The organism is Pseudomonas sp. WS 5021 (genome assembly GCF_012985535.1).
In the GTDB taxonomy this organism is placed as follows: Bacteria; Pseudomonadota; Gammaproteobacteria; order Pseudomonadales; family Pseudomonadaceae; genus Aquipseudomonas.
Genome location: NZ_JAAQWP010000007.1, coordinates 12,747 through 37,044 on the forward strand (window position 1 = coordinate 12,747; position 24,298 = coordinate 37,044).

The following is a 24,298-nucleotide window of genomic DNA, read 5'->3' on the forward strand; positions in this document are numbered from 1 at the left end:
CGAGCCTTGAGCTCAGCCCCAAGAATCATTTTTCAATGTGGATTCAACGGGATGACCAAAACTTATTCGAGGATACCCCCATGAAATCCATTAAAACCCTGTTTGTCATAGCCGCTTTGACCGTCTCTTCTCTGGCGATGGCCGAAGGTGGCGGTGACCGGACGTTCGCGCGCATGGAGGCTGCAATGAAGAGGTCAATGGACGCGTACCAAATTGCCCAAAAGCAAGGCACTCAACCCCCAGTAGCCGAGAGCAAAGCCAACGCTGTCGACCAAGCCAAATATTGAACGGCTCGATGCACTCCCAAGCTGACAGAAATGTAATCACCTCGGTGGTTAAAATGTGGCAATTTCTGAGCTCGCCTGCCGTATGAGTTTAGTCCTTTGCGGCGGCGGGCAAGGTTCATAGAGATTCGAGACGAGCTCCTGAGAGCCCGCTAACCTATAAGCACAATCCACAGCGTGTTTCGCACGGTTTCCCTTTCGACTGACTGGATATAAACGGCATGCATTCCAAAACCTCTAGGCGGACATTCGTTAAAGGCTTGGCCGCTGGTGGCATTCTCGGCGGCTTTGGCCTTTGGCGCACTCCTGTATGGGCAGTGACCAGTCCTGGTCTGCCGAGCGTACTCACCGGCAACGAATTTGATCTGTTTATTGGTGAAACCCCGGTAAACATCACCGGCTCGCCACGCACGGCCATGACCATCAATGGCTCCTTGCCGGGACCATTGCTGCGCTGGCGCGAAGGGGAAACGGTCACGCTGCGGGTAAAAAACCGCCTGGATCAGGACACTTCAATCCATTGGCACGGGATCATCTTGCCGGCCAACATGGATGGAGTGCCGGGCTTGAGTTTCCACGGCATCGCCCCCGATGGCATGTACGAGTATAAATTCAAGGTGCATCAGAACGGTACGTACTGGTACCACAGCCACTCGGGCTTTCAGGAACAAGCTGGCGTATATGGCCCCATCGTGATCGATTCAAAAGAGCCGGAGCCTTTTCAGTACGACCGCGATTACGTGGTGATGCTGACCGACTGGACCGATGAAGATCCTGCTCGCGTCATGGCCAAGCTCAAGAAACAATCGGACTACTACAACCACCACAAGCGTACCGTGGGCGACTTCATCGACGATGTCAGCGAGAAAGGCTGGTCCGCGACAGTGGCGGATCGGAAGATGTGGGCCGAAATGAAAATGAACCCCACCGATCTCGCGGACGTCAGTGGGGATACTTACACCTACCTCATGAACGGCCAGGCCCCCAACGGTAACTGGACAGGTATTTTTAAGCCGGGAGAGAAGCTGCGCCTACGCTTCATTAACGGCTCGGGTATGAGCTATTTCGACGTCCGTATCCCAGGCTTGAAAATGACCGTTGTGGCCGCCGACGGCCAGCACGTCAACCCGGTCAGCGTCGACGAATTCCGCATCGCCGTGGCAGAGACCTATGACGTGATCGTCGAGCCTGCCAGTCAAGAGGCGTATACCATTTTTGCCCAGTCCATGGATCGAACCGGTTATGCGCGCGGAACCTTGGCCGTGCGCGAAGGATTGAAGGCGCCGATACCGGCGATTGATCCTCGCCCTCTTGTGACCATGGATGACATGGGGATGGGCGGTATGGCCGGTATGGACCATGGCAGCATGGCGGGCATGGATGGCGGCGCTACGAAGCAAGGTGGCATGTCCGGTATGGCCGGCATGGATCACAGCAAAATGACCGGCATGGGCCAGGATGACATGTCCAATATGACCGGTATGGACCACAGCAATATGGCAGGTATGGACCAGGGTGACATGTCCGGTATGGCAGGTATGGGCGGCATGGGCGGAGAGATGCAGACTCACCCCGCCTCCGAAACCAATAACCCCCTGGTTGACATGCAAGCCATGACCCCTACGCCGAAGCTCAACGATCCGGGTATTGGCTTGCGCAACAATGGCCGTCGCGTGCTTACCTACTCTGACCTTAAGAGCACTTTCCAGGATCCGGATGGCCGCGAGCCCAATCGCACCATTGAGCTGCACCTGACCGGTCATATGGAAAAGTTCGCCTGGTCATTCAACGGCATCAAATTCTCTGACGCCGAACCATTGCGCCTCAAGTATGGCGAGCGTCTGCGCATTACGCTGGTGAACGACACCATGATGACTCACCCCATCCACCTCCACGGTATGTGGAGTGACCTTGAGGATGAGAACGGGAAATTCATGGTGCGCAAACACACGATCGACATGCCACCAGGAACCAAACGCAGCTATCGAGTCACCGCTGATGCGTTGGGTCGCTGGGCCTATCACTGCCACCTGCTATTCCATATGGAAATGGGCATGTTCCGTGAAGTACGGGTTGATGAGTAAAGGAGACGGATTATGAACACATATCTGAATCGTAAGTCGCTGATCGGTTGCGCCCTCGTCATTGGCCTATTAGGGGGAGTGCCCGTTGCACTGGCAGGAGAAAGCGGTGGCGATCATTCCCATCCAACTCCTGCATCATCAACGGACAAGCCAGAGTCAACCCAAAAACCCAAGACCAATGAATCCAAAACCGATCACAGTTCCATGGACCATGGCTCGATGGATCACAGCAAAATGAGCGATGAGTCGATGGATCATGACCAAAAAACTAAAAAAGCGGATTGAGATCATGACCAGTAATTTTTTACGCCCAACCCTGCTGGCACTGACCGTCTCCATCAGCCCCGCTTTTTTTGGCTTGGCGAACGCCGCTGAGGCAATGGATCCGTCGATGACCATGCCCTCGAGTTCGGACTCGAAACCCTCGGGGGTTCAAAAGTCGATCCCCGCCAAAGACAGCCAGATGGACCATTCCAAGATGGATCATGGTTCGATGGAGCCTATGGACCACAGTAAAATGAACATGGGCCAAGGCCAAGAAAAGCCGATGGACCATAGCAAAATGAATCATGGGCAAATGGATCAAGGCCAGATGGAAGGCATGGACCACAGCAAAATGAGTATGGATGCAAGGGCGACTACCACGAGCCGAACCCCTATTCCGGTACTGACCGACGCTGATCGTGAAGCCGCCTTTCCTCCGGTGGCTGGTCATGGCCTCTCTGACAAAAGCCTCAACACGTTCTTTCTCCTCGATCAGTTCGAGTATCAGGACGCTGACAACGGCAGTGCCCTGAGCTGGGACGCTACGGGATGGATCGGTGGGGACGTTGATCGTCTGTGGCTGCGTTCGGAAGGTGAACGTACCAACGGTGTAACCGAGAGCGCCGAAATCACAGCACTGTGGGGGCACTCGATCAGTCCGTGGTGGGACGTTGTTACCGGGGTGCGTCAAGATTTTAAACCAGGCTCGCCACAGACTTGGGGCGCTTTGGGTATCCAAGGGATGGCTCTCTACAACTTTGAAGCGGAAGCCACCGCATTCATTGGTGAGAACGGGCAGACCGCGGCTCGGTTAGAGGGCGATTACGACATTCTGCTTACCAATCGCTTGATCTTGCAGCCCACAGCCGAAATGAACTTTTACGGGAAAAACGACCCGCAACGCGGCATTGGTTCTGGTTTGGCCAATACCGAAGTAGGTTTGCGGTTGCGCTACGAGCTTGTCCGCGAGTTTGCCCCCTACATCGGCGTTACCTGGAGTCGCTCCTATGGCAAGACCGCAGACCTCGCTAGCGATGAAGGAGAGGATACGAACGAGGCGCGATTTGTCGTAGGTATTCGGATGTGGTTTTGAGAACCTTATATGAAAAGAACAATAAAAACGTTGGCTGCTGCCGGTGTGGTTGCAGTCATCATGGGGGCCGGCGTCGTGCATTTTGGTGTGTTCAACGTTGGGGCCGATGAACCCCACTCCGATCCCGTTTACGCACTTCTGTCCACTGCTCGGGATCGCTCGATTGCAGTGCGTTCACGCGACATTAAAGTCCCCGACCTAAGCGATGAAGCTCTCATTCGTGCAGGTGCAGGCAATTACAACTCAATGTGCATTGGCTGCCACCTGGCTCCGAGTGTCGCTGGAACCGAGTTGAGTAAAAGCCTTTACCCGGCACCTCCAAATCTTTCAAAACTGGGCGTTGATGGAAATCCAGCCGCCGCCTTCTGGATCATCAAGCACGGTATCAAGTCCACAGGCATGCCAGCCTGGGGCAAAAGCATGGCCGACCCCTACATCTGGGGGATGGTTGCTTTTCTTCAGCAGCTTCCCACCTTGGATGCAGAGCAATATAAGGCCCTGACAGCAAGCAGCGATGGCCACCAACACGGTGGCGGCGAGACCAAAATGCATAACCATGAAGGACAGCATGACGGTCAAAAAGAGGCTGCCGCTGGACATCATGATGCAGGCGGAGCTGAAGAAGTAGCTGAGTCCGACGATCATCATGACGACAAAAATAGTGCGCATCTTCATGATGAAGACGCAGCACCCTCTCAGGATGAAAGTACTGAGCATGCTCATACTGAGGGTGCAGATGCTCCTGCGGATCAGCCAAAAACTCATACCCATGCTGATGGGAAGGAGCATACCCATGCGAAATAACTTTCTTCGTCCTGGCCGGGCACTTCGCCTCGCTGCATTCGCGGCTCTGTTTATCAGTTCCGCTGGTCATGCAGCAGAATCGATGACGATCGACGTCCATCGTGACGCTAACTGTGGATGCTGCAAGAAGTGGATGCAGCACCTTGAAGCTAACGGCTTCACCGTTGTTGATCATGTAGAAACCAACATGAGCGCGGTCAAGCAGGGCCTGGGTGTTGCTCCGCGTCTCTCGTCATGCCACACCGCGGTGATCAACGGCAAGTTTGTTGAAGGCCACGTGCCTGCCGAGCAAATAGTTGCTTTGAGCAAACGCGACGACCTTATCGGGATAGCTGTGCCGGGCATGCCGGCAGGCTCGCCTGGCATGGAGGTCGGTGGGAAGCAGGATGTTTATCAGGTCATCGGCCTGAGCAAAGCAGGTACTGACCAAGTGATTGCCGAGTACCCGGCAAACTAAGTTTCAAACTTTCCTTGATTCTTGCATGATCACTGCCCGTGATCATGCAAGCGATGTGTGCTCTTGCTACGTTGTGCTATCAGCAGTATGAGCGCTATCGCAGAAAAAACCGCGCCGGCTCAGCAATGTCATTGCTGAGCCATACGTTTGCCAAAGTAACCCCGCAATCCCGCTTGCCAGCAACATGGATACACCACTCACCAGGTTGAAAATCCCGAAAGCGGTTCCTTTCAATTCTGCCGGTGTCGTGTCAGCGACAAGCGCAGCCAGTAGCCCCTGACTGAATCCCATATGAAGTCCCCATAGGGCGACGCCGAGTATCAACATTGAGACGGATTCGGCACTGGCTAGAACCAGATCGGACAAGATCAGCAATATCAACCCGACCCTGAGGAGTCTTGTGCGACTTACACGGTCAGAGCGCTTCCCCACAGGGTAGGCCGAGAGCGTGTAGAACAAGGCATTACTATCGGCACCCAGGTTGCAGGCAACCCTGCTTGCTGAGCGCGCAAGCCCAGGAAGGCCTCACTAAAACGTGCCAGGGTGAACGAAAGCGCTGAGCTGAATGCTCGTGTTCGGACTCATCGACGCCAATAAAAATCAGACTGACCGCTACCAACGCCGGTATCACCGCGATCCATAACACCAGTGGAATGTTTTCACTGAAGGCATACATCAGGCGGATGGCTACTGCTGGCCCGAGGAAGGCCCCTATCGTATCCATGGATTGACGTAAACCGAAGCAAGCGCCACGGATCTGCGGTGGCGATACATCAGCGACCAGGGCATCACGTGGAGCGCCGCGAATACCTTTGCCGATCCGATCCAGAAAGCGTGCGGTGAACACCATTTCTGCAGAGTGAGCCAATGGAAAGAGCGGCTTGGTGAGTGCCGCAAGACCCTAGCCAACCAGCAGCAAGCCCTTGAGACGACCGACGTAGTCGCTGATCGCCCCTGAAAACACTTTCACTATCAGGGCCGTCGCCTCCGCAATGCCCTCGATCAGACCCAGAGTGATTATGCTGATGCCTAGAGTGCCCACCAGAAAGATAGGCAGCAAGCTATGAACCATTCCTGAAGAAAAGTCCAAGAACAGGCTGACGAAACCTAGCGCCCAGACCGTACGGGGAATGCTATGTGTAGCTATTGTCTCGGACATATTCCAGTTTCCTTGGCTGTCGTCCGCAAGTGTATCTACAGCGTCCAGTGATTCTGTTGCGGCGAGCTCATATTGAGCTACCTGCTCAACAAACTTATAGGCGGTAGGATAGTAGGTGTTTGGCGGGTATCTATCTGTTGTTGATCGCTGTTCTCGGCACGGTCCACTGGTTCTACCCGTTTCGGTGATCCTTATCGTGGCATTACCGACTCACGAGACAATCATTTACGAAGCCTGACCTATCAGCATGCGTATAGACAGGCCGCTAAATTAAGGAGCGCCGTTGCTGCTGGTTCTACCTGACAGATTCGTAATGGTATCGCCCGTCGCCAGCGACTAAACTTCCTCGCATGAAACGCTATCTGCGGTTGTTCCTCATTTTTCTGATCAGCTTGGCGCTTCCCCTGAGCGGGATGGCGGGCATTCAGTCACCGACAGAGCCTTGCCCGACGAACACGACGGGTATGACCATGATGGATGATATGAACCAGGACTGCTGCGGTGATATGAGCAGCTCCGCCGATCATGGCAAACCCTGCAAACCTGGTCAGGAATGCAGGAGCGCCAGTCTGCTACAAGTGTTGTTGGGGAAACCTGCCACCCGTTTGTCCAGTCCGCAAATACTAACAATCTTCAGCGACTCCCTGCCTACTCAGGCTCCCTCCGGGGTGTGGCGACCGCCTCGCGCTTGATTCCTGTACCCCACTGAGCCTCATCCCGCCCTGGCGCGGGATGGCATATCTGCGCGCGAGCCCAAGACACGCGCAGTGGATCATCACAGGAATCGTGAACATGAATCCCAAGTGCTACTGCACCGGTTGGCCCCTCGTGGCTGCCCTGGCGGCAAGCGTGCTGGCATTGCCAAGCCTTGCTGCACCCCTGACACTCGACGAAGCCTTACGGTTGGCTGAAAACAATGCACCATCGCTGACCGCCCAAGCGGCCAAACTGCAAGCGGCCAGCAGCGCCGCCATTCCAGCTGGAGAACTACCCGACCCGAAGCTCCTGCTGGGCATACAAGACTATCCCATCGGTGGCCCTGACCGCTGGCGCCTCGAGCAGGACGGTATGACCATGCAGATGGTCGGCGTCATGCAGGAGGTGCCCAATCGTGACAAGCGTAGGGCGCGTATCGAAGTTGCCGAGGCGGCCGTAGATCGAGCCGCGGCCGAAGGCCGTGTCGAGCGGCTGAACGTTCGTCAGGCCACGGCATTGGCCTGGATCAGCAGCTACTCCGTCGGGCGTAAAGAGGTGCTGTTTCAGGATTTTTACCGGGAGAACCGTCTGTTGGCCGATACCGTCCGGGCGCAGATCGCCGGTGGTCGTGCCCAACCTGCCGATGCAGTAACGCCGAAACAGGAGGCGGCTCAGTTGGCGGAACAACAGGACGATCTGATCCGCTTGCGGGCACAAGCCAGAGCGGCTCTCAGGCGTTGGATAGGTCCGGCCGCCAATGACCAGCCCGTCGGCAGCTTGCCCGAATGGCTTGTCGACGCCTCGGGTTATTCCCATAAGCTGCAATATCACCCCGCATTGGCGGCATACGCGCCAATGACTCGCGAAGCGCAGGCCAAGGTCCGTGAAGCAGAGTCCGAAAAGCAGTCCGACTGGAGTTGGGAGCTTGATTACCAGCGCCGCAACCGTCAGTTCGGCGACATGGTCAGCGTGCAGTTCACGTTCGACTTGCCACTGTTCCCCGAGTCCCGACAGAACCCGAAGATCGCCGCCAAACACGCTGAACTGAATCAGTTGGAGGCCGAGCGCGAAGCTCTCGTACGTGAACACACCCAGCAACTGGAGGACGATCTGGCCGAATACGAGCGTCTGAACCGTGCCGTGTACCGCAGCCAGGACAGTCTGTTACCCCTGGCCAAGGAAAAAGTCGGGATGACCATGGCCAGCTACCGGGCCGGTAAAAGCGACCTGGCACCTGTTATCACTGCCCGACGTGAACTCATCGAGGCCCGCCTCAAACAGATCGACTTCGAAGAACAGCGAGCCCTCACCAGTGCTCGCCTGTATTTCGCCTATGGGGACACCAATCAATGAGTACTCGAATCTGGAAAGGGGCTTTGCTGGCTGGTCTCTCGATTACCTTGGGCGCTACCGGCGGTTACTGGTTCGCTCAACAGCGCATGCCTGATAGCACAGCCGAACAGGCCCCTAAAGTCCAAGACGAACGCAAAGTACTGTATTGGTACGACCCGATGTCCCCGCAGCAGAAGTTCGATAAACCAGGCAAGTCTCCCTTTATGGATATGGAGTTGAAGCCCCGCTACGCGGATGCTGCAGCGGACAGTGCGGCCATCAGTATCGACCCCAGCCTGACCCAGAATCTCGGTTTGCGACTGGCCACAGTCACTCGCGGCGTGCTTACTTCCAACTTGGACGTGGTCGGTGTGTTGGCATTCAACGAGCGGGATGTTGCAGTGATTCAATCGCGTACTGCTGGCTTTGTGGAGCGGGTGTACGCCCGTGCTCCAGGCGATGTGCTCAAAGCCCATGCGGCTTTGGCCGATATCCTGGTACCGGAATGGGCCGCTGCTCAGGAAGAGTTTCTCGCACTCAAACGCAGTGGCGATGCCGACTTGCTGGCGGCAGCACGCCAGCGCTTGCGCTTGACCGGGATGCCAGCACCGCTGATTGCTCAAGTGGAGCGAAGCGGCAAGACCCAGCCGGTCCTGACGCTCACGAGCCCCATTAGCGGTGTACTGCAAGAGTTGGATGTACGCTCGGGTATGACCGTGACGGCCGGCGAGACTCTGGCTCGAGTTAATGGCTTGAGCAGTGTTTGGCTGGCAGTGGCCGTTCCAGAATCGGAGGCTGGATCGATCATCATGGGGCAAGCGGTAGAAGCACGTTTGCCAGCCTTTCCGGGAACAGTGCTCAAGGGCACAGTCAGTGCGATTCTGCCCGAAACCAACCCCGACAGCCGAACTGTGCGTGTCCGGGTCGAACTGCCCAACCCTGATGGGCGACTCAGGCCGGGTATGACGGCCCAGGTGCACCTGAATCGTTCGACCGAACAAAGCGTGCTGTGGGTGCCGAGCGAGGCAATCATTCGCACCGGCCGACGCGTCCTGGTGATGCTCGCCGAAGACGCGGGTCGCTACCGCCCCCTAGAAGTGCAACTCGGGCAGGAAAACGAAGGCAAGACGGTGGTGTTGAAGGGGTTGGAAGAAGGCCAGCAGGTAGTCAGCTCTGGACAGTTCCTGCTCGACTCTGAGGCCAGTCTCAAGGGCATTGTTGCGAGCACGCTGGAAATGTCACCTCCCAGCGCAGCAGCCTCCAGCTTTCATGAGGCGGATGGGCAGATCGTCGAGATCAATAACCAAGACGTAACAATCGCCCTTGGTCCGTTCAAGACGCTGGGCATGCCTGGTATGACCATGACCTTCCCATTGGCTGACCCTGCTCTCGTCCAAGGTCTCAAGACGGGAGACAAGGTTAGGGTATCGGTTAGCCAAACCGATGATGGTTTACGCATTGAACGCCTGGAAAAACTAAGGGGTCAGCCATGATCGCCGCCCTGATTCGCTGGTCAGTGGCCAACCGATTTCTAGTGCTGCTGGCGACGATCTTCGTCACGGTCTGGGGCGTCTGGTCGGTTCAGAGCACTCCCATCGATGCATTGCCAGACCTTTCCGATGTTCAGGTGATTATCCGCACCCCTTATGCGGGACAAGCGCCGCAGATCGTTGAGAACCAGGTGACCTACCCGTTGGCCACCACCATGCTCTCGGTGCCAGGGGCCAAGACCGTACGCGGCTATTCCTTTTTCGGCGACAGCTTCGTTTACGTGCTGTTCGAAGACGGTACCGATTTGTATTGGGCCCGCTCGCGGGTGCTGGAGTATTTGAGTCAGGTCCAAAGCCGCCTGCCGGCTTCCGCCAAACCGTCCTTGGGGCCAGACGCCACAGGCGTGGGCTGGATTTATCAGTACGCACTGGTAGACCGCAGTGGCGGACACGACTTGGCGCAACTGCGCGCCTTACAGGACTGGTTCCTCAAGTTCGAGCTCAAGACCCTGCCCAACGTTGCGGAGGTGGCTACCGTGGGTGGCATGGTCAAGCAGTATCAGGTCCAACTCGATCCACTCAAGCTGGCCAGCCTCGGTATCACTCAGGCTGAGGTGACCGAAGCTATTGGCAAGGCCAATCAGGAAACAGGTGGCGCGGTGCTGGAGATGGCGGAGACCGAGTTTATGGTGCGCGCCTCTGGTTACCTGAAAACACTCAACGACTTTCGTGCGATTCCGCTCAAGCTCGGTGCCGGTGGGGTGCCAGTGTCCCTCGGCGATGTTGCGACTATCCAGCTGGGGCCAGAAATGCGTCGCGGTATCACTGAACTCGACGGCGAAGGCGAGGCCGTCGGCGGCGTGGTGATTCTGCGCAGCGGCAAGAACGCTCGCGAGACCATTGCGGCGGTCAAGGCCAAACTGGACGATCTGAAAAGCAGTCTGCCGGCTGGGGTGGAAATCGTTACGACCTATGACCGCAGCAAGCTGATCGATCGCGCCGTGGAAAACCTCAGCTACAAGCTGTTCGAGGAGTTCATCGTCGTCGCGTTGGTCTGTGGGATATTTCTCTGGCACCTACGTTCATCCCTGGTGGCCATTATCTCTTTGCCGGTGGGGGTGCTCATTGCTTTCATCGTCATGCGGCATCAAGGAATCAACGCCAACATCATGTCTCTTGGCGGGATCGCCATTGCCATCGGCGCCATGGTCGACGCCGCCGTAGTAATGATCGAGAACGCCCACAAGAAGATCGAGGCCTGGCATGTGGCCCATCCTGGGGAGGAGTTGAAGGGCGAACGTCACTGGCATGTGATAACCGAAGCGGCGACGGAGGTGGGACCGGCGCTGTTCTTCTGCTTGCTGATCATCACCCTATCGTTCATCCCGGTGTTCACCCTGGAGGCTCAAGAGGGTCGTCTGTTTGGTCCATTGGCCTTCACCAAGACCTATGCCATGGCTGCGGCGGCCGGACTTTCGGTAACTCTGGTGCCAGTGCTGATGGGCTACTGGATTCGAGGTCGAATCCCCAAGGAGGACCAGAACCCGCTGAACCGCTGGTTGATCAGGATCTATCAGCCGGCCCTTGATGCGGTGTTACATCGGCCCAAAGTCACCCTACTAATCGCGTTAATGGTTTTCCTCAGTGCGTTGTGGCCGATCTCTCGTTTGGGTGGCGAGTTCCTCCCCGCGATGGACGAGGGCGATTTGCTCTATATGCCTTCGGCTCTGCCGGGGTTGTCGGCGCAGAAAGCGGCGCAGCTGCTGCAACAGACCGACCGTTTGATCAAAACGGTACCCGAAGTCGAACGCGTCTTCGGTAAGGCCGGCCGCGCTGAAACTGCCACCGACCCCGCGCCGCTGGAGATGTTCGAGACCACAATCCAGTTCAAACCTCGCGAGCAATGGCGTCTTGGCATGACCCAGGAAAAATTGGTGGAAGAGCTGGACCGAGTGGTACGCGTCCCTGGGCTGACTAATATTTGGATACCACCGATCCGCAACCGCATGGACATGCTCGCCACCGGGATCAAGAGTCCGATTGGAGTGAAAATTGCCGGCACAAACTTGACGGAAATCGACGCGGCGACTCAGGCGGTCGAGCGCGTAGCCAAAAACGTGCCCGGGGTCAGTTCGGCTCTGGCTGAACGATTGACGGGCGGCCGCTACATCGATGTGGATATCGACCGCAAAGCCGCTGCCCGCTACGGGTTGAATATCGCTGATGTGCAGTCGATCGTCGCCGGTGCTATTGGTGGTGAGAATGTTGGCGAGACCATTGAAGGGCTCGCCCGTTTTCCGATCAATGTGCGCTATCCCCGAGAGTGGCGTGATTCGCTTGGCGCCCTAGAGCAACTGCCGATCTACACTCCGCTAGGTAGCCAGATCACTCTTGGCACGGTGGCGAAGGTCAAGGTCAGTGAAGGCCCGCCGATGCTCAAGAGTGAAAATGCCCGACCTTCCGGGTGGGTGTATATCGACGTACGTGGCCGGGACATTGCCTCAGTGGTTGCCGATCTGCGTCGTGTTGTCAATGAGCAGGTCAAGCTGCAGCCAGGCATGAGCCTGAGTTACTCGGGGCAGTTCGAGTTTCTTGAACGAGCCAACGCACGGCTCAAGCTGGTAGTGCCGGCCACGCTGATGATCATTTTCGTGCTGCTGTACCTGACGTTTTCCCGATTCGACGAGGCTTTGCTGATCATGGCCACCTTGCCGTTCGCCCTTACTGGTGGGGCATGGTTCCTCTACCTACTCGGCTTTAGCCTGTCGGTGGCTACCGGCGTCGGATTCATTGCTCTGGCGGGTGTGTCTGCCGAATTCGGCGTGATCATGCTGCTCTACTTGAAAAACGCCTGGGCCGAACGTGTAGAGGCCGGCGACAGTACCGAGCGAGGGCTAATAGCAGCAATTAGCGAAGGAGCCGTGCAGCGGGTTCGACCCAAGGCCATGACGGTGGCGGTCATCATTGCTGGCCTATTACCGATCCTATTGGGCAGCGGTTCCGGTAGCGAAATAATGAGCCGCATCGCTGCGCCCATGGTCGGTGGTATGGTTACCGCGCCCTTACTGTCCCTATTTGTCATCCCGGCAGCTTACCGATTGATGCGCCGCCGACGCCTCGCGGTTGAATCCATACCCTCGGAAGGAAGCAGGCCATGAAGTGATTGTGTCCGCCACTGCACGCCCCATGATTGTTTGTGCAACGTCATCCAGCAGTCTGATTTTTTGGTCTGGCAGGGGGCGACCTTTATAATCAATCGGTGATCGAACTCTATCGGAACTGCGTCAAAACACGGCTGATAGAGATCGACGCTGGTGGCAGTGCGTTGGGCTGAACCTGATCATGGCGACTCCAAGGGCGTGGGTACAACGGCTACAGAGTGCGCTACCTGCGCCTGCCACACCTGCTGGAAGACCTCTTCGCGAAACTGATGGACAGCTACGCCAAGACCGATCTGCTGATCCTCGACTGGCGGCTTGTGCCGCTTACCGCCGAGCAACGGCGCGACATGCTGGAGTTGCTGGATGACCGCCCTATGCCGGTGGACAAATGGCATGAGCTTATCGTCGATCCGACCTTGGCCGATGCCATTTTGGATCGGCTGGTGCAAAACGCTTCCTGCCTACTGACAAACAGCGTCAGCGAGTTTGGTTCCGTTGATGTGTCGCCTGCGGTATCTAAGCGCCCAGACCGGCCCTCGGAGCTTCCGGCTCCTACCTCCTGATGGTCTCGACCCCCGCTACGCGGAGTTTCTGCTTTACGCTCTGCAGAGATCACACCCGACTATCCACTCATGGCAGGTTCAGCCCTTCATTGCTCCGGTTTCGAGCAGCTACTACGGCCTCTGCTGACTTCTGTCGCCCATCCCGTCATCTCCCGATGCCGGGTAGCACATGGCAGGCTAAACAGATCTCCCAGGGTAATTCGCGCGACCTTCCTGGCTTATGCCTGTCGGATTTACGTCACAGCGCTCCGTGCAAGTATTGGGCTTGGGCAATTATGGCTACCTTACCCCGCTGTGCCGCCTAATCCGCTTCCTGTTCGTCAGGCCAGCATTTTGCCTCGGGCTTCCTTCAGATTCGCGGTCACCCGCGACACCCTTGCCTCTGGCTAACACTTCCCCTTGCCGGGTGTGTAGAGGACTTTCACCTCCAAGTCACCAGTGGGGCCACCACAGCCAAACTGGTTGCGCTTGCGCGCAACGCGCCATGTCTGGCGCACCATAAAAAAAGGCGCCACAAGGGCGCCTAAGCCGCCTCCCAACCAAAGGAGTAACAAAGAGACGGGTTGTACCTGGTGAGCTAGGTAGCTAATGCTCGATTTAGAGAATTTGCAGCGGGTACTCCACAATCAGACGAACCTCATCCAAATCTGATTCGAAGGCGGTAGCCCGAGTCGTCGCTTGGCGCACACGGAAGGACATGTCTTTCAGAGAGCCGGCTTGAATGATGTACTTAGCCTCGATGTCTCGCTCCCAACGCTTCTGGTCCTGCAGTGGAGCGCCATCAGCTCCTCGGCGCATATAGACGCTGTTCGCATTCGAGTAGTCAGCATCCCAGCCCTTCGCGTAACGAGTCATGAAGCTCAGGCCAGGAATGCCAAAGGGCTGCATATTCAAGTCATAGCGTAGCTGCAAGGATTGCTCTTTCGGGGAGTTGAAGTCGCTGTATTGGATAGAGTTATCCAGGAAAATAGAATCAGATTGGCGCAGGTAATCAAAATCGTCATCCCCATTGCTGCGCTGGTAGCCAACGGTCAGCGTGTGGGCACCAAACTGGATACCGGTCTTACCGCTCCAGATGTTGTTATCGAAGCTGCCCAGCAGTTTTTTTCCCTCGTCGACTGCTCGGTAGTAGTTCAGGCCACCAATCAGCGCGACAGTCTCGGAAAGTGGGTAGCTTAACGTGGTGCCAGCGTAATACTGGTTCCACACATCTTTGAAGCGGCTGGTATAGAGACTCACACCGATATGTTCGTTAACGGTGTAATCGCCACCCAAGTAGGCGATCCAAGGCGCGTCTACAGATCCTGCATAGAACGTAGCGAAACCATCGCGCATGCTGCTTGAATTCGGTTGGCTCATCGCATGCAGGCGACCACCCTGCAAGGTCAGTCCTTCAATGCTGGTGTTGGCAAACGTGGCGCCACGAAAGCTCTCAGGCAGCAGTCGTGAGTCCCCATACGCCACAACAGGCGTGGAAGGAAATACGTCCCCAACCTTGACGACCGTATCTAGCAAGCGAAGCTTGGCTGCTCCACCGACTTTTGAATAGGTATCCTCAGGCTGACCCTTGCTGTTGTAGGGCATGATGTCTACTGTGCCACCGGCTCCAGAACGGCCATCACCCGAGTCAAGCTTGATCCCCTGCATTGCGAATGCATCAATGCCGAAGCCCACAGTGCCCTGTGTGAAGCCTGACTCAAAACGTCCGATAATTCCGTGAGCCCACTCTTCGGAGTAACCGTTCCCCGTTCGACTGGACTGACCGTTGCGAAAGTCGCGATTGAAGTAGAGATTTCGGTTGAGAATGTTAAAACTGCTCCCCTCAATGAACCCCTCTGGCTTTTGCTCAACGGCCACTGCAACCTGCCCCAGACTCATGCCAAGGGCAATGAGGGAAAGACTATAAAAGTTATTATTATTATTCATGTAATACCCCAGGCTTTTGCTTGGCAGAGTTTTAATGTGAAACATTTTATGATTATAAGCATGCAGGTGAACACCCTGCGTGCAGCAGCATAGTTTCACATCTAAAATAACGCTAGCATGACCTAAAAATTACTTTTTTGTCAGCGGAATGTAATTATCCAGTTGGTGCTCCATAAATAAACCTTAGTTTCTCTACTGCACTTGGACCGTAAGCGATCAGCCACCATGAGGGCAATTGCTGACCAGCACTTGGTACTCGAGGGTATTCAACTTGCCACTCGAGTCTTCGTAGGTCATACGCGAAGGGGCCAACCCACAGTATCTAGATCCTGTGGTTGGGGTCATACTGATAACTTTTGCGATATCAAGGTTCAAACCATACTGGTAATGAACAACCTCAGGTATGGCCTTACCATTTTTGATGGCATATTGCTCCATCGCCTGCTGATTTTCTTGCATCATCCGACCAAAGACGCGATCCCCTCCACCCTCAGCTATGGCAAAGGACGAAACTGCCAATACCGCAATAGCGATGACTGCCTTCAATGATTTCATGACCCTCTCCTAACTCTAATTCACTGATGGTTAGAGAGTAGCTAATGATACCTGTCAGAAAGCTGCCGTTAACATTACATATCTGTCAGGCAAGGTCTTTACTCAATTAATGGCATGCTTAACAGCGCGCCTATGATTTGTGTTTCGACCGTTATTAGGTGACGTTCGGTACTAAACTCAATTCGCAACGAAGTGTTAACCAACCAAGAGCTGACAGAAATGTAATTTTAATTTCAGTCGACTGTCCGCCGAGCGTGGTCTAGGGTGAAATATGAGCCCTTGGCCCTTGGCCCTTGGGTATGCACTTACTTGAATGCTATTTAACAGCATCTTGCTCGCGTTACGCTTGGTGTTTGTCTGCAGTATCACTCATCCGCGATCAGTCTGAAATGATCAGTTGTTTTTAATAGAAATTATCGAATGCCGCTGGTCTCAGCACCACTGCTAGTGTTGTCTTTCCTTGGATGCAATGGAGAACATAGCTATGAGCGACACCCCGGTTACCTCTCACAGAAACACTCACCAATACCTGCGGCCTTGCGTTGAGGCTTGTAGCGACTGCCACAAAACCTGTCTGAATACAGCGATGACCCATTGCCTTGAGGCGGGGGGTAAACACCTTGAGGCCGAACATTTTCGCCTAATGATCAACTGCGCCGAGATCTGTCAGACGTCGGCCAATTTCTTGTTGAGTGGTTCCACCTTTCACCACCACGTTTGTGGGGTTTGCGCCGAGATCTGTGATGCTTGCGTGAAGAGCTGCGAACAGGTCGGTGGTATGGAAGATTGCGTCAGGGCCTGCCGTGAATGCGCAGAGATCTGCCGAAAAATGGCTGGCGAACAGAGTTAGTCAAGCCCCATGCAGTACAGAAATAGCAATTTCCGTGTTCGGGGGCCATGGCATGCATGTGCCAACCCTTCGGCGCTAATAGGAGATTCACAATGTCACAGCATATCAAGCACAACAGCTCTAGCCGGTTCACTTTGTCGATGAGGGTGGTAGCGATGGCTGTCGCGGTAATGGCAGCAGCGCCGACGTGGACTAATGCCGCAGACCCCACGAAAAGCGAAGCGATGCAGATGCCTTCCGAGCAGAAGGATCATTCGAAGATGATGAAACAAATGGGCGGCATGTCCATGACTGGTGATGTGGATTATGACTTCGCGGCCAACATGCGCATGCACCACCAAATGGCAGTCGAGATGGCGCAAGCCGAACTCAAAAGCGGAAAAAATCCGGAGATGCTCCGTATGGCCAAGGAGATAATTGCCGCACAGAAGAAGGAAATCGTCGTATTCGATCAGTGGATTAAAGCAAATAAAAAACCATGACTAGGGTGATGTCGAAGTCGATCTGTGCGCCGTATCTTTGAAGGAAATAACCGCGCCGGTTTGGACGGTAATTCGCTGCTGGCGCATATCACTGTGAACTGGTACTGGACGAAAACTAAGCTGCGTTTGGTTCATGGATTTCCAAAACCATTCGAGATAGGCCAAAGACCTGCAAGCAAAGACACTATTTGAATCCGAAATGATCTTCTTCCTCTGTCACTGCGCGTGGGGAAGCAAAATCGTTGAGAGCGGTACAGACATTGCGAGACCAGAACATGGGCCAAAGCGTCCTGTTCGAGCTAATTCCGATAACTGCATGATGGCCGGTATTGTCCTGCTCGTGGCGCGGATGAGCCGCGTGGTCGGCGGAGCGATCATACCCCGTGCGATGTGTTGGATATGACCGCTCCGCGCTTGGGTACCGCCAGCTACGGTCTGATCGGGGCGCCGCGCAAGTACTCAGCTGGGCGTCTCGAAAATGGCCAACTATAAGAGGGACCGAGGCTGCGCTTACGCCAAAGTGATCGTATGCGGGCAAAAATGACTAATCGGTTGCCGGAAGCGACGGTTTTGCAGTCGCCCGGCGGCCCGTTCGTGGTCGTGGCGCGAGACGCGCGAGATGCTTGCGCCTGCCGAGCCACTACAATGCCAATACCGTTAATTATCAGTTTCGGACAACGCTACGCAGTGACTTAGACAGCACTTCAGCTCGGTAAATGAATGATAGATACCAAGTTGGCCGGTGGTCTGGCCGCCTGAAACAGTAGTTTTTGGAGTTAGAACTGGACGCCTCAATTCACTGCCAAATGACTCTGGTTTCCGGCAGCGTCGGCAACAGAAGGAAAGCCGGATGACAAGCAAGCAGGCTCAATATCATGTGGTGGATTGCCTTATCGTCGGTGCAGGACCTGCCGGGCTGACGGCGGCTATCTATTTGGCGCGCTATCGCCGACAGGTTCTCCTGGTTGATGCCGGCCAGAGCCGTGCGGAGCTGATCCCTATCACGCACAACTATCCCGGTTTTCCTCAAGGTGTTTCGGGCGCCGAGTTGTTGGCTCGGCTGCGCAATCAGGCAGAGCGCTACAATGTTTATGTCCGACGAGCCACCGTGAAAGCACTATCAAAGCGAGGAGACGACTTCATCGCCGACATCGACGATGACCGCGTTGTTGCGTCAACTGTGATTCTTGCCACCGGCGTTATTGATAAGCCTCCTGAGATACCCAATCTACGTGAGGCCACTCTCGGTGGCTATGTGCGTTGGTGCCCGATTTGCGACGGATACGATGTCATCGACCAGGACATTGCTCTTCTCGCCTCCGCCGAGGAAGGTTTCAAGCATGCGCTATTTCTCCGTACCTACACCCGCCAGCTCACACTTATTGTGCAACCGGGCGGCAGAGAACTAGACAACGACGAACGTCTCAAAATTGCACAGGCAGGCGTCCGTCTCATCGAGGAACCGATCGAGCAAATCCGCAAGATCAAAGGGCATCGTGTGGCGCTACGCTTGGCTAACGGCGACGAACTCAGTTTCGACACCCTATACCCGATGCTTGGCTCCAACGCACGGACCGAATTGGCCAAAAGCCTCGGCGTAACTTTTGAGAGCGATGGCGAGTTGGTGGTGGACACCGACCAGCGCACGTCAGTCCTAGGGTTGTACGCGGCGGGCGATGTAGTCAACGCGCTCAATCAGATGAGTGTTGGAGTCGCCCATGCGACGACTGCGGCGACCGCGATACACAACGCCCTCAAGGACAACTATCGCTGAAAAGTTAATCTCGAAGAACGGTCTGCTTCGGCCATACACTGATAGCAGCCCACGACATTACGTGCTGGTGAGAGGCAGCTCGGACTGAGCAGCGACCTTTATTTCTGCTCATTAGCAGTAGGGATTTGTCGGTAATGCTGCGCTGCATGGGGATAGCGTTAATACCACCCAGGCGACACGAGCCTGAGAGGCAAGGCTACGGGAGATGAGCACAGCCACAGCCTTCGCCGCGGGTCGGCTACGAGCGCTTACCGTGCCGGAGCGGACTTTCTCGAGATCAAGCGTCAGGTGGCTGGCGGCGCGATGGCACCGTATACGGCTATATCGAGGGGCCGAGGTACCGGCGCTGCTCGATGAAGCAGAACCGAAGACCCCAATCTGCCGCGCTATACGGAGATCGTGGTTATTGTGCATACATCGGTAGGGAATACTCGGAGCCAGACGATGCCGTTGATCAAAGCAAGTACGCTCTTATCCGCCTTTTTTGTATTCACGACGACGGGCTGCCAACCCCCCAGCGTTCAGCCATTATCAATCACTGGGGATGCCGTAGCGCGACCTCAATCGGCGTGTCAAAAGGAGGACTTCATCTGGAAAAACAAGATTGTGCCTTCCCTCTACGGCTCTGAACTCCCGGCGCTGACTGCGCCAGGCATCGGCGATACCTTAACCTTGGCAATGCCGAGTTTTACGGTTAAGTCGCTGACTGCGCAAGGCGATGAGCTGGAGCAAGGGCGGCGCAAATTGGTGCATGCATTTGGTGCAGAGGCGCGCTTCCGGTTTGTGGCAAACCGTGGAGTGGCGAGTCGCTATACCGGCATCTTCCAAAGTGGCGCCGACTGCGTGATCGGCCGTCTTTCGGTGGCGACTAAGCCGACGGATACGCACTCTGTGCCGGCCTTAGCTTTGAAGTTTTTCATTGACGATAATCACCCGTCGGTCAATCTACAGGTTATGAACTCCATCGACGGCCAAGAGGGATACAACTTCTTCGAAAAGACTTTCAGTAACATCATTCCACCCGCAACCTCTTTTGCGACGCGCTTACTAGCCGGTTTCTTTGAATGGGCAGCCATACGTTTTGGGGCTAGAGATTCAGATCCTGGTCACTTGACCGTTGAGCACCTGGCCGGCATTAACATCGATGGCTCTAAAGTGGCTGCGCCAAGGGCGCCTTATCAACTTCTTTTTAAGCCGCGGCCGGCAGCTGTTGCTCGCTTCAACGGGGTGGCAATGCAGGATGACTTTCGGATAAAGCTGACTGACTTCCCTGTCGGAGAGGTGCTGTACGACGTTTACGCCTTGGATAAAGGCGAGACGGTCGAGCAGGCTAAACTTTTAGGCCAGCTGGTTCTAAATTCCAAGATCGTGGCATCTCGGTATGGCGACGAAAAGCTCTACTTTCAACACAATATGCAAAGATAGTTCGACTGGACTGACCGTTGCGAAAGTCACGATTGAAGTAGAGATTGCGGTTGAGAATGTTAAAGCTGCTCCCTTCAATGAACCTCTCTGGTTTTTGCTCAACGGCCACTGCAAACTGCCCCATACTCATGCCAAGGGCAATGAGGGGAAGACCATAAAGGTTTTTATTATTCATGTAACACTCCAGGCTATAGCTTGGCAGAGTTTCTTTATGAAATATTTTATCATTATAAAAACCCTCCGGCACGTGAGAGTTTTTTCTACGTGCCGGCAGACATGACTCCATACAAAAGATAACTCAAGTGCGACCTGAAAATTACTTTTATGTCAGCTAGCCGTAAGCGCGCTTAAACAATCAAACCAAGTAATATGACGCAGACATGGCTCCTTTGGACTAGCCTCCGTGCTGGCATTTGGTACCCATAACTCTGTACTCCAAGGTATTGAGTTTGCCAGCAGAGTCCTCATAGGTCATGCGCGAAGGCGCAACGTCACAGGATTTGTTGGCTTGGGTGACACTAACTACCTTCTGAACATCCAGGTTCATACCATATTCATAATGAACAATCTCAGGTATGGCTTTACTATTTTTGAGAGCGTATTGCTCCATCGCCTGTTGATTTTCTTGCATCATCCGACCATAAACACGATCTCCTCCGCCTTCAGCCATGGCAAAGGATGAAACTGCCAATATCGAAATAGCGATGACTGCATTCAATGTTTTCATGATTCTACGAGCTCTAATTCACTGGTGACTAGATAGTAGCTAATGATACCTGTCAGAAAGCTGCCGTTAACATTACATGTCTGTCAGGCAAGGTCTTTGCTCCGTTAATGGCATACTTAAGAGAACTCTGAAAAAGAATTCCAGCTCTGGTGAAATAACGAACATGACGGTTTTACCCCATGAAACAGATGTCCTTCGCTGATGCCTAGTACGCCGGCAAACGTAAGCAGACCCGCCGCGAGCGCTTCCTGATTGAAATGGATCAGGTCGTGACCTAGAAGGGCTTGATTGCCTTGATCGAGCCGCATTATCCAAAGGGCGAAGGGGGCCGTCCGGCATATCCGTTGATGACCATGTTGCGCGTTCATTTGATGCAGAACTGGTTCGGCTACAGCGATCCGGCGATGGAAGAATCACTATATGAAACGACGATTCTGCGCCAGTTCGCGGGCTTGAATCTGGATCTGATTCCCGATGAAACCACGATCCTGAACTTCCGCCGCCTGCTAGAAAAACATGAACTGGCGGGCAGGATTTTGCAGACCATCAACGGTTATCTGGACGATCGTGGCTTGATGCGGCGCCAAGGCACCGTGGTCGATGCGACGATCAGTCATGCCCGAGCCCGAGCTCGACCAAGAACAAGGACGGCAAGCGCGATCCGGAAAGGCATCAGATGAAGAAGGAGAATATGTATTTCTTCGGGATGAAAGCGCACATTGGCGTCGATACCGAGTCCGGTTTAATGCATAGCCGACGAGGGCTGTTGACAAATAGCGATCTTGAAAGAGTTCAACGGCGGGCTTCCTGAGGAGCTCATCACCAATTATTTTTGACCGTAAAAAATAAGAAATTAATAAATAACAGTAGGTTATTGACGAATCGAATGACCCCCCTTATCTAGGCATATCTCTCACTTGGCCTTTGACTCCGAAAGTTGACTGGCGAGCACCGCATTGTCTTGCAGGAGGAACTGCTTCTCTGTGACCAACGTGGTTAATTGGCTTTCAGCCAGGGTTATGCGTTCCACCAGCAGGCTTCGCTCCCGCTCGATCACCGCCAGGTTCGTCTGCGCCTCAGCCAAAGACTGCGTGTCCTGACCGAGGCGCTGTTCCAGCTCTTGATGCATTTGTTTCAACTCGGTGAGTTGACGTCCAACCTGCTCATGCGCGCTACGACTCTGGATGAACGCCTCCTGAGTCATGAGCAGGGTGTTCTGCAGGCGCTCGTTATCCTGTTTCAGGTGCTGCTCTTGAGCTTGCCGTTCACCTAGGTTGGTGTGCTGAACGAGTAGCCGTTGCCGGAGTTCAGCCAGTTCGTCTTCCTGACGCTGCTGGCGTTGTTCAGCGTTCTGACGCTCGTCGGCGCGTTGTTGAGCAACCGACTCCTGATAATGCTCAAACTGCCCCCGCGCTTGTTGCAGTTGTTGGGTCAATGAGGCCACCTCGAAAGTGCGATCAGCCAAGCGTTGTTCGAGGCCGAGCTTTTCACTGCCGAGGCCGGCCAAGACAATCTCCTGACACTTTACGGTTTCAGTCAGCCCTTGGCAGTGCGTAGTGGCGGCGGCCAGCGCCTGGGCCTGCTGCTCCTGCGCGCTGAGTAAGGCGTCCTGCTCCACGAAAGCTTGCTGCAACTGCTCCTGCAACGTAGCGGTGGCTGTCTGATGCAACTGCTCAGCCTGCTCGACGTGCAGGGCCGCCTCCGTCTGTATTTTTTCGTACACCCCTTTCACTGCCAGGACCAGCTCGGCCGGTAATCCCAACTCGGCCTGCGCCACTGTGCCTGGGTGAGCGGCTTTCCAGCGTTTTAACAAGGGGGCAATCGTGCTTTTGCTACCGGTCCCGCCCAAAGTCGCGCGGATACCGTCGATCGTCGGATTATGGCCGTCGGCCACCAGCCGGGCCGCCGCGTTTGCGACATGCACATAGAGGACACCGGAACGGGCCATAAACACCTCGGATTTTTTCGTACCGTAATATGGAAAACGTAATACAGCGATTTAAGTACAGAATAGATCAGCCTTGAATAACTGCCGCCTAACCCACGATAAGCTCCGTTATCGTGGGTTACACGCTCATGTTCGGCATTCGCTTCTATAATCCGCAGTACACACGGCCTGAACAGGCGTTTCTGGATGACGGTCAGCAATAACGACGAAAACCGCCCACCAATACTGCTCGAAGAAGCGGCGGTGCAGGCGCGTACCCACGGTACGCTTGCCACGCCCGAGCAGTTGGCCGAGCAACACCAACGTTTTCTTGCGGCGGCCACCTCCGACAACACCCGTCGTACCTACCGCTCGGCCATCCGTCACTTTCAGGCCTGGGGCGGCGTCCTGCCGTGCGATGAAGCGGTGGTGATTCGCTACCTGCTGTCCTTCGCGGACGTGCTGAACCCACGCACCCTGGCTCTGCGCTTGACCGCGCTGTCGCAATGGCACCGCTATCAGGGTTTTCCCGACCCGGCAGCCAGCGCCACCGTACGCAAAACCTTGCGCGGTATTGAGCGGGTAAACGGGCGTCCTCGACAAAAAGCCAAGGCGCTGCTGCTGGGAGATCTCGAGCTCATCGTGGCGCACTTGGACACGCTCGAAGGGCTCGCCGCGCTGCGTGACAGCGCGCTGCTACAGTTGGGCTATTTTGGAGCGTTCCGGCGCAGTGAGCTGGTCACCGTGGAAGTTCAGTATTTGCAGTGGGAGCGAGAAGGACTAAAGATCACGCTGCCGCGCTCCAAAACCGATCAAGAGGGTGAGGGGCTGGAGCGAGCGATCCCCTATGGCGACAACCTATGCTGCCCAACGAAGGCGTTAAGACGCTGGCTGGATTCCGCTCAGATTGAACAAGGCCCATTGTTTCGACGCGTTAGCCGTTGGGGAGCCGTCGGCGATGTGGCGCTACACGAGGGTAGCGTTAATACCATCCTGACAGCCCGTGCTCAAGAGGCGGGCTTGCCGTACGCCCCCATCATGAGCAGCCACAGCCTTCGTCGAGGACTGGCCACCAGCGCCCATCGGGCTGGGGCGGACTTTCTGGAGATCAAGCGTCAGGGTGGCTGGCGGCACGATGGCACAGTACACGGCTATATCGAAGAGGCTAGAGCCTTCGAGGAGAACGCGGCGGGCTCGTTACTGCGGCGCAAGCCATAGCTAAATACGGGATGACAACTCTTTGGG

At 55.2% G+C, this 24,298-nt stretch carries 18 protein-coding genes and 4 pseudogenes; 16 read left to right on the forward strand and 6 right to left on the reverse strand.

Going from position 1 to position 24,298, the window contains the following annotated elements; genetic code table 11:
* Nucleotides 1-80: 80 nt before the first annotated feature.
* The 6 genes from HBO19_RS21085 to HBO19_RS21110 all read left to right on the forward strand — a co-directional run bounded on the left by HBO19_RS21085 (nucleotide 81) and on the right by HBO19_RS21110 (nucleotide 4,986).
* Nucleotides 81-287 carry a co-regulatory protein PtrA N-terminal domain-containing protein gene (locus HBO19_RS21085; protein WP_034114927.1) on the forward strand — a complete coding sequence of 69 codons (207 nt, stop codon included), beginning with the start codon at nucleotides 81-83 and terminating at the stop codon, nucleotides 285-287.
* Nucleotides 288-505: 218 nt separating this feature from the next.
* A complete protein-coding gene (locus HBO19_RS21090; protein ID WP_170058235.1) occupies nucleotides 506-2,368 on the forward strand; it encodes a copper resistance system multicopper oxidase in 1,863 nt (620 codons plus the stop codon).
* A gap of 12 nt (nucleotides 2,369-2,380) precedes the next feature.
* Complete coding sequence (locus HBO19_RS21095; protein WP_139273583.1) at nucleotides 2,381-2,653, forward strand: hypothetical protein; 273 nt, start codon at nucleotides 2,381-2,383, stop codon at nucleotides 2,651-2,653.
* Complete coding sequence (locus HBO19_RS21100; protein ID WP_170058236.1) at nucleotides 2,625-3,725, forward strand: copper resistance protein B; 1,101 nt, start codon at nucleotides 2,625-2,627, stop codon at nucleotides 3,723-3,725. The genes HBO19_RS21095 and HBO19_RS21100 overlap by 29 nt, the downstream gene beginning before the upstream one ends.
* 9 nt (nucleotides 3,726-3,734) lie before the next feature.
* The gene (locus HBO19_RS21105) at nucleotides 3,735-4,529 is read left to right on the forward strand and encodes a cytochrome c (RefSeq protein ID WP_170058237.1); all 795 of its coding nucleotides are present in this window, start codon (nucleotides 3,735-3,737) and stop codon (nucleotides 4,527-4,529) included.
* Nucleotides 4,519-4,986, forward strand: a complete 468-nt coding sequence (locus tag HBO19_RS21110) for a DUF411 domain-containing protein (RefSeq protein ID WP_170058238.1) — start codon at nucleotides 4,519-4,521, stop codon at nucleotides 4,984-4,986. Before HBO19_RS21105 ends, HBO19_RS21110 begins: the two co-directional genes overlap by 11 nt.
* Before the next feature lie 29 nt (nucleotides 4,987-5,015).
* Here HBO19_RS21110 and HBO19_RS21115 read toward each other — a convergent pair.
* Nucleotides 5,016-6,145: pseudogene (locus tag HBO19_RS21115) on the reverse strand (MFS transporter).
* A gap of 350 nt (nucleotides 6,146-6,495) precedes the next feature.
* On the opposite strand from HBO19_RS21115, the gene HBO19_RS28585 reads away from it, so the two are divergent.
* The 5 genes and pseudogenes from HBO19_RS28585 to HBO19_RS21135 form a co-directional block, all read left to right on the forward strand.
* Nucleotides 6,496-6,837, forward strand: coding sequence for a hypothetical protein (locus HBO19_RS28585; protein WP_262386303.1), 342 nt, complete (start codon nucleotides 6,496-6,498; stop codon nucleotides 6,835-6,837).
* Between the two features lie 100 nt (nucleotides 6,838-6,937).
* Nucleotides 6,938-8,194 carry a TolC family protein gene (locus HBO19_RS21120; protein ID WP_170058239.1) on the forward strand — a complete coding sequence of 419 codons (1,257 nt, stop codon included), beginning with the start codon at nucleotides 6,938-6,940 and terminating at the stop codon, nucleotides 8,192-8,194.
* The gene (locus HBO19_RS21125) at nucleotides 8,191-9,666 is read left to right on the forward strand and encodes an efflux RND transporter periplasmic adaptor subunit (RefSeq protein WP_170058240.1); all 1,476 of its coding nucleotides are present in this window, start codon (nucleotides 8,191-8,193) and stop codon (nucleotides 9,664-9,666) included. The genes HBO19_RS21120 and HBO19_RS21125 overlap by 4 nt, the downstream gene beginning before the upstream one ends.
* Entirely contained in the window at nucleotides 9,663-12,821 is a 3,159-nt protein-coding gene (locus HBO19_RS21130) for an efflux RND transporter permease subunit (RefSeq protein ID WP_170058241.1), read from the forward strand. Before HBO19_RS21125 ends, HBO19_RS21130 begins: the two co-directional genes overlap by 4 nt.
* A gap of 212 nt (nucleotides 12,822-13,033) precedes the next feature.
* A pseudogene (locus tag HBO19_RS21135) lies at nucleotides 13,034-13,387 on the forward strand (ATP-binding protein); the annotation flags it as partial.
* 597 nt (nucleotides 13,388-13,984) lie between these two features.
* On the opposite strand, the gene HBO19_RS21140 reads toward HBO19_RS21135, so the two are convergent.
* Nucleotides 13,985-15,313, reverse strand: coding sequence for an OprD family porin (locus HBO19_RS21140; protein WP_170058242.1), 1,329 nt, complete (start codon nucleotides 15,311-15,313; stop codon nucleotides 13,985-13,987).
* Nucleotides 15,314-15,529: 216 nt separating this feature from the next.
* Nucleotides 15,530-15,868 (reverse strand): DUF2790 domain-containing protein, encoded by a 339-nt coding sequence (locus HBO19_RS21145; protein WP_034114901.1) that lies wholly within the window; start codon nucleotides 15,866-15,868, stop codon nucleotides 15,530-15,532.
* 942 nt (nucleotides 15,869-16,810) lie between these two features.
* Here HBO19_RS21145 and HBO19_RS21150 point away from each other — a divergent pair.
* The 3 genes from HBO19_RS21150 to HBO19_RS21160 all read left to right on the forward strand — a co-directional run bounded on the left by HBO19_RS21150 (nucleotide 16,811) and on the right by HBO19_RS21160 (nucleotide 20,399).
* Nucleotides 16,811-17,200, forward strand: a complete 390-nt coding sequence (locus HBO19_RS21150; RefSeq protein ID WP_262386304.1) for a DUF305 domain-containing protein — start codon at nucleotides 16,811-16,813, stop codon at nucleotides 17,198-17,200.
* An 850-nt stretch (nucleotides 17,201-18,050) separates the two neighbouring features.
* Nucleotides 18,051-18,974, forward strand: coding sequence for an NAD(P)/FAD-dependent oxidoreductase (locus HBO19_RS21155; protein ID WP_170058243.1), 924 nt, complete (start codon nucleotides 18,051-18,053; stop codon nucleotides 18,972-18,974).
* 444 nt (nucleotides 18,975-19,418) lie between these two features.
* Entirely contained in the window at nucleotides 19,419-20,399 is a 981-nt protein-coding gene (locus HBO19_RS21160; RefSeq protein ID WP_170058244.1) for a hypothetical protein, read from the forward strand.
* Here the strand turns inward: HBO19_RS21160 and HBO19_RS28590 are convergent.
* Both HBO19_RS28590 and HBO19_RS21165 read right to left on the reverse strand, forming a co-directional pair.
* Nucleotides 20,398-20,529 (reverse strand): annotated as a pseudogene (locus HBO19_RS28590) (OprD family outer membrane porin); the annotation flags it as partial. The gene HBO19_RS21160 and the pseudogene HBO19_RS28590 sit on opposite strands and share 2 nt — an antisense overlap.
* Nucleotides 20,530-20,793: 264 nt before the next feature.
* On the reverse strand, nucleotides 20,794-21,126 hold the full coding sequence (locus HBO19_RS21165) for a DUF2790 domain-containing protein (RefSeq protein WP_028623315.1): 333 nt from the start codon (nucleotides 21,124-21,126) through the stop codon (nucleotides 20,794-20,796).
* Between the two features lie 248 nt (nucleotides 21,127-21,374).
* Here HBO19_RS21165 and HBO19_RS21170 point away from each other — a divergent pair.
* A pseudogene (locus tag HBO19_RS21170) lies at nucleotides 21,375-21,919 on the forward strand (IS5 family transposase); the annotation flags it as partial.
* Nucleotides 21,920-22,039: 120 nt separating this feature from the next.
* Here the strand turns inward: HBO19_RS21170 and HBO19_RS21175 are convergent.
* Nucleotides 22,040-23,074 (reverse strand): DNA-binding protein, encoded by a 1,035-nt coding sequence (locus HBO19_RS21175; protein ID WP_170058245.1) that lies wholly within the window; start codon nucleotides 23,072-23,074, stop codon nucleotides 22,040-22,042.
* A gap of 186 nt (nucleotides 23,075-23,260) precedes the next feature.
* On the opposite strand from HBO19_RS21175, the gene HBO19_RS21180 reads away from it, so the two are divergent.
* Nucleotides 23,261-24,271, forward strand: coding sequence for a site-specific integrase (locus HBO19_RS21180; protein ID WP_170058246.1), 1,011 nt, complete (start codon nucleotides 23,261-23,263; stop codon nucleotides 24,269-24,271).
* Nucleotides 24,272-24,298: the final 27 nt, after the last annotated feature.